The organism is bacterium, from assembly GCA_040757115.1.
Taxonomy (GTDB): Bacteria; UBA9089; CG2-30-40-21; order CG2-30-40-21; family SBAY01; genus JBFLXS01.
Genome location: JBFLYA010000043.1, coordinates 1 through 6,965 on the forward strand (window position 1 = coordinate 1; position 6,965 = coordinate 6,965).

The window sequence follows — 6,965 nt, forward strand, 5'->3', positions numbered from 1 at the left end:
CTCTCTTTGCTTTTTTAATTGACAGAGTGCAGAATTTATGGTAATATTGTAATAATATTTGGACGCAGATTTACAGGATTTTTAGGATTAAGGGAAAAAATATTTTTTTATCCTGGTAATCTGCCTTCCATAATTAGTTAAGGAGATAATCCATCTGTGTATATCAGTGAAAATCAGTGTCTCATTAGAAAGATAATTACTTTCGTCATCTTCTTATTTTCTCTCCATTCCCTAACTTATGCCGCATCTACCTGGCTACCATTTAAACAAGAGGTTACTTTACCTGCAAAACCAGAGTTTAAAATACTAAAAGAAGATACAACCGGGATTGTATTAGAGACAACTATCTCTGGGATGAATGTTGAGGAGAAGACAGATGACAGAAGAGAGGATGAAGAAACTCGGGTATTTCATTTGGCAAGTATTCCAGGGTATGAGTATAGTTTTACTCAAGAGGTTGGCAAACCCAAACTACCCGTTATCTCAGTCCAACTCGCTATCCCGGATGGTGTAGAGATTAAGGTTTCCTATGACGGGTCTAAAGACCCTCACTACATTCCCACTAAATCCGAAATCCGAAATCCGAAATCCAAAATCAAAAATTACTTAATCTATCCTGTCCCCAGACAAGATAAAGACTACCCCTGAAGGTTACAAATACATCGCTGAGGAGTTCTACATAGATGAAGACTTCTACCAGCAAGACATCTGGTACCCGCAAGAGGATAAAGTTATCACTTATCATACCAGTTATCTTCGTGACCAGCGGATACTTCACTTACAGATTCATCCTGTCCAGTTTAACCCCGCCAGGAATCAGCTTCAAGTCTATTCTAACCTTAAGATAGAAATAAAATACGGTAGGTTAACCGTCTCGGTTGACAAAAAAGGTATTTCACTGAAACAGGCAAAGATGGCAACCCCTTTTGCTAATGCATTGAGAAGGACAGTATTGAATTACCCAGGCTACGGGTCTAAAGACCCTCACTACTTTCGTGCACCTAAAAGGGTAGGCACGGTTACTTACCCCAGTATCCTTAAAAGCCCCAATAACTCTGCAGATTATTTGATAATTACCTCTCCTGATTTTTATGATAATGCTGACTTGAAAAGATTAGCCACTCATCGAGTAGAATATAACGGCTTTGATGTAGCAATAGTTAGTACCACTAATATCTATAATGAGTTTCCTCCACCTCAAGGAACAGGAACCCAGGATATCTCAATCAAAAATTTCATAGAATATGCTTATAACATCTGGAAAGCATCTTCAATGGCAGATAACCATCTGGGTTATGTCCTTATCTTTGGAGATGCTGAACTTGGACCAAATCTCTTCCCGCCTGGATATGTTCCAACACATAGAGGAAGCGGATATAGTGGAATACCATGTGCCAGTGATATTTGGTATACTTACCTTAATGAGAGTGACTTAACTGAGGGATATTTATTACCAGATATAATGCTTGGGAGACTACCATTACAGATGGGCACAGAAGCAAAAATACTTGTAGATAAGATAATTCAATTTGAGAAGAACCCTGTTCTAGGTCAGTGGCAAAATAGAGCTTTATTAGTTGATGGAGTAGAATCTCCTTGGGTTACTCGAAATTATGTAAAAGATAATATTCTTATACCTGCAGGATTTGAGGTTACTGTAATCGATGGAGACCAGGGAGGAAATGGAGATGATGTATATAATGCAATTAACAATGGTCAACTCCTTGTAGCTTACCAAGGTCATGGTAATTTCTTGGGATGGGCGGTTCAGTTCGGAGTTAATGTTAGTTTTTGTCATAGACATGTCGAGAAACTTTCTAATGGAGGGATGTTACCAATTATCTTTGCTGTTGCCTGTGACACCGCTTGTTTTAATGATGTGGATGATTCCCTTGGTGAACTCTTTATTAAGAAAGAAAATGGTGGAGGAATTGCGTATTGGGGGGCCTCTACAATAAGCGGTCCATACGAAATCTGGATAAAAGAGGCGTATGATTTTATGGCAGAGAACAATCCCTATACCTTTTGTCTCGGCGAGGTAGTTATCAATGCCTATATTCGCCTTCACTTATTGTATGAGGAATTTAATCTATTAGGTGAGCCGGCGGTAACTACTGCAAGGGTTCCTCCAGAACAAGATAAGGCAGAGTTAGAGATTCAGCCAACTGATGTTTGTTTTATTCCTCCATATCCAAAACCAGGACAACTAACTACCATTACTACTACTATCCATAATTATGGGGGTATAGATGCAGGAAATGTATTGGTTAAATTTTTCCTTGATGAACCCAAAAACGGAATAGAGATAGGTTCTAAAACAATAACTACTATTAAGGCGAAAGACAAAGGAATAGTAGATATAAGTTGGACTCCTGACCTACCTGTAGGTGAATATAAATTCTATGTAGTAGTTGACCCTTATGATACTATCCCAGAGGCAGGAACGATTAACAATATTGCCTATAAACCTTTAGAGATAAATTATTATCAAGATGGTTGGCCTAAATATCTACAAGGGATTTCCTTGCTATCTCAGGCAGTAGGCGATATAGACGGAGATGGAGACTTAGAGATTGTAGCCTTAGATAGGACTTGTCTATTATATTTCTGGCATCATGATGGTAGTCTTCAACCAGGCTGGCCCAAAAAAATAGTAGGAGAAGAAAAAATCTCACAGATTATATTAGCTGATATTGATAATGATGATAGGTTAGAAATTGTAGTTAGTGGAGATAAGTTATATGTGTGGAATGACGATGGTAGTGATGTGCCTGGTTTTCCAAAGGAAATGGAATGTTCCTCATCACCAGCAATAGGAGATATAGATGGAGATGGAGAGTTAGAGATTGTAGTAGAGTTGAAAGATAATGGAGATAATAAGTTGTATGCATTCCACAATAATGGAAGCATAGTATCCGGTGATTGGCCCAAAGACGATAATTATAATTATCCTATTGTAGTAAATCTTGATGGCAAGCAAGGAGATGAGATTATATCTTCAAAAGTAGGACACCTATATATCTGGGATGGGACGGGTAAGATACTCCTTGATTGTCCAAAATCTATTAGTGACAGGGCAGTCGGAAATCTTGATGAAGATAAAGAACCAGAGATTATAGGTTCAACTTATGACTATTATGAGGGATATAAGGTATATGCCTTAAATTATGATGGTAGTGACCTACCAGGGTGGCCAAAGAAGATAGATGGCAACCAAATCCTGGAGATTATGCTGGGAGATATAGATAATGATAAAGATATGGAAGTGATTGTTTCCGCTGAGGATCCTAATAAACTTTATGTATTTCATCACAATGGTAGTGATGTAGTCGGTTGGCCTAAAGAAGGTATTATTGGAAGAAATGATTTTGGTAAATTGGCAGATGTTGATATGGATAATAAACCAGAGATTATCACACCTAACGGTGGGACAATAACTATTTGGGAGGATACTGGTAACATTAAAGCAAGTTTATTTACCAGACCAACTGATTATATAATCTCTTTTATCACCATAGCAGATATTGATGCGGACGGGGATATAGAAATGATAGGTATGGGGAAAGAACCAGAGAATGAGAGTGTATGGCGCAAGCTTTACATCTGGGACTACTGGGGCAGTTGCACTGCCGGGGCACTGGAATGGCCGATGGCAAATCACGATATGCGCCGGACTAATTGCTATAATACAGATATTGTCCCCTCTTCTCGCATAACTGACCTTAAGGCTCTTAATCCCAAACCTACCTCTATTGACTTAACCTGGACGGCACCTGGTGATGACAAAGATAAAGGCTCTTCTACCTGCTACTACATCCGCTACGCTACCTTTACCATTACCCCACAAAACTGGCACCTGACTAATAAAGCTACATCCACTATTGTTCCCAAAGATGCTGGCTCTCCTGAATCTTTTACCGTAACTAACCTTTCCCCAACTACCACCTACTACTTCTGTATTCGCGCCAGGGATGATGACTTCAATACTTCACCGTTATCTAATAATGCTACTGGAATTACACTTTCTCCTGCGGTAATTACACTCATTAGCCCAATCTACGGACCCGTAGGTAGTCTTGTGACGATTAAAGGAGCTAATTTCTATCCTACTGAAACCATCAGGATAAGTTTTGGTAATACTATAACTATTGCACTTACTACGGCTGAAAATGGCAGTCTTACTACTACCTTTACCGTAGATGACCAGGGGTTTGGCACGATTACTATAATTGCGTATGGATTGGATTCAGAATATATTGCTACAGGTTACTTCGTTATCCCACCTCCAGAATACTTTAAGATTGGTACGATTTCATCTCCGCAAATAGCAGGGCAAGGATTTAGTATTAAAATCACTGCCTATGATGAACATGGTGATATAGTGCAAAATTTTAAGGAAGCGGTTTTGCTTTCTGACCTTTCTCAAACCATCCAACCTACTATCACCTCTAACTTCACTGGTGGCATCTGGGATGGCACTGTTAGTCTCACCAGAGCGAGCACAACCGCGATTACTGCAGGTTACCAGGGTAAGACAGGCACAAGCAATCCATTTTATGTCCGTCCAGGCGAGCCATTTAAATTCATCGTCTATCCTGAAAATCCTGTCTACATTCTGGCAGGGGGTTCGGTAAGCATCACTGCCCAATTAAGCGATGTTTATGGTAATGCGGTTGGGTCTGCAGGGGTTAGTTGTAATTTAGAGGTAGTGGTGCTTTCTGGTAAACCAGGAACACTATCTGCCACCACTTCTACAACCACCAATACCGGTCAGATAGGCACGATTACCTACTGGGTTTCACCTAATGCCAACGATAAAGTTAGGATAAAACTCCTATCTACTCTACCACCTGCTACATCCGGCACTATTACCACCACTTCTGGCGAATTAGCAATGTTCACCTTCGATATTATTGCTACCCAGACTGCGGGGATGAATTTCCCGATTAAAATCACCGCCAGAGATGCCTACGAAAATCCTATCCCTTTTACCAGGACAGTAACGCTAATTGACTTGAGTAACAGCCTTAAACCTACTCAGACTACTTCATTTATAGATGGTATGTGGGATGGATCTGGGTCTATCACAGTAAGAGGCACTACCAGTATTACTGCCATTTATGGGCATATTCGAGGCACAAGTAACACCTTCTGGGTCTGTGGCGGCGAGGTAGAGTATTTTGTCATTAGCACCATCACTCCTCAAACCGCAGGTATTAGTTTCCCAGTCAGCATCAATGCCTATGACCGCTGGAGAAATATCGCTGATATGTTTAACTCATCCGCCACACTAACTGATACCAGCCGCACCATTAGCCCGCCTAAAACCACAAACTTTAGCCTGGGCATCTGGGATGGCACAGTTAGTATCACCAGAGCAGGCACGAGCGCGATTACGGCAAGTTACCAGGGTAAAACAGGCACAAGCAATCCCTTCTTAGTTAACCATAACAGCCTTGCCCATTTCCTGATTGGGACTATGAGCAATTGTGTTGCAGGCGTTCCTTTTCCCATAACCATTATAGCCCAGGATGCCTATGGTAACACGGTGCTTAACTTTAGTGATAAAGTCCAGTTAGAGGATAGCTCGCTGACCTTAAATCCGAAGCTAACCACCAACTTTATGGCAGGTATCTGGGATAGTATTGGCTCTATTACCAGAGCAGGCACTACCTCGATTACAGCAAGTTACCAGGGAAAAACAGGCACAAGCAATCCCTTCTTAGTTAGCCATAACAGCCTTGCCCATTTCCTGATTGGGACTATTAGCAATTGTCTTGCGGGTGTAAATTTTGCCATCAGGATTATGGCACAAGATTCTTACGGTAACACTATGCTTAACTTTAGTGATAAAGTCCAGTTAGAGGATACCTCGCTGAGCTTGAATCCGAAGTTAACCACCAACTTTGTGGCAGGTATCTGGAATGGCATTGGCTCTATTACCAGAGCAGGCACAACCGCGATTACTGCAGGTTACCAGGGAAAAACAGGCACAAGCAATCCATTCTTAGTTAGTCATAACCGCCTTGACCATTTCCTGATTGGGACTATTAGCAATTGTGTTGCAGGCGTTCCTTTTCCCATAACCATTATAGCCCGCGATGCCTATGGGAACACGGTGCTTAACTTTAGTGATAAAGTCCAGTTAGAGGATACCTCGCTGACCTTAAATCCGAAGATAACCACCAACTTTATGGCAGGTATCTGGGCTGGCATCGGCTCTATTACCAGAACAGGCACTACCGCGATTACGGCAGGTTACCAGGGAAAGACAGGCACAAGCAATCCATTTTTAGTCCAGGCTGGCAGTCTTTCCTTGATTAAGGTTATGCCAGAAAGTGTAACCTTGCTGCCTGATAAATCACAATTATTCACCACCAGAGGCTATGATAGCAATGGGAATGAGAAAGAAGTGGGAGATGGGAAATGGGAAGTAGGAAAAGAGATAGGGAATTTGAGTAATATTTTCGGCACAATGACCACATTTACTGCTGGCACAAAGGCGGCATCAGGCATCATCAAGGTAAGTGCAGAAGGAGTCATTGGCACGGCTAATATCCGAATTGTGCCAGGAAAACTGGCAAAGATAACCATTCTGCCCAAAGATGTGGTGGTAGAGGTAAGCGGGACTTCCACATTTACCGCTTATGGATATGACAAATATGGGAATGAGAAAGAGGTGGAGAATGGGCAGTGGGAAGTAGGAAGTGAACTGGGCGAGTTGACCAATGTTATTGGCACAAACACGACTTTTGTCGCCGGGACAAAACCAGGCAAAGGCACACTTACCTACACAGTAAGAGAAGTGGTTATGAACCTTCATCTCACAAATGAATCTGTCCCCCTCGGGATGTGGATTAAGGGGGAGGAAAGAAATAATCTCCCCGAGCCCCGAGTCCCGAGCCCCGAGCCCCGAGCCCCGAATCCCGAACCCCGAACCCCGAGCCCCGAGTCCCGAGCCCCGA

Annotated in this window: 2 protein-coding genes and 1 pseudogene; all 3 read left to right on the forward strand. The window is 41.9% G+C overall.

Annotated elements, in window-relative coordinates:
* The first annotated feature begins 156 nt into the window (after window positions 1–156).
* Complete coding sequence (locus tag AB1422_05480; protein MEW6618783.1) at window positions 157–648, forward strand: hypothetical protein; 492 nt, start codon at window positions 157–159, stop codon at window positions 646–648.
* A gap of 31 nt (window positions 649–679) precedes the next feature.
* Window positions 680–826 (forward strand): annotated as a pseudogene (locus AB1422_05485) (C25 family peptidase propeptide domain-containing protein).
* Window positions 827–913: 87 nt separating this feature from the next.
* Window positions 914–6,965, forward strand: a 6,052-nt coding sequence (locus tag AB1422_05490; protein ID MEW6618784.1) for a C25 family cysteine peptidase, incomplete at its 3' end; no start/stop codon positions are given.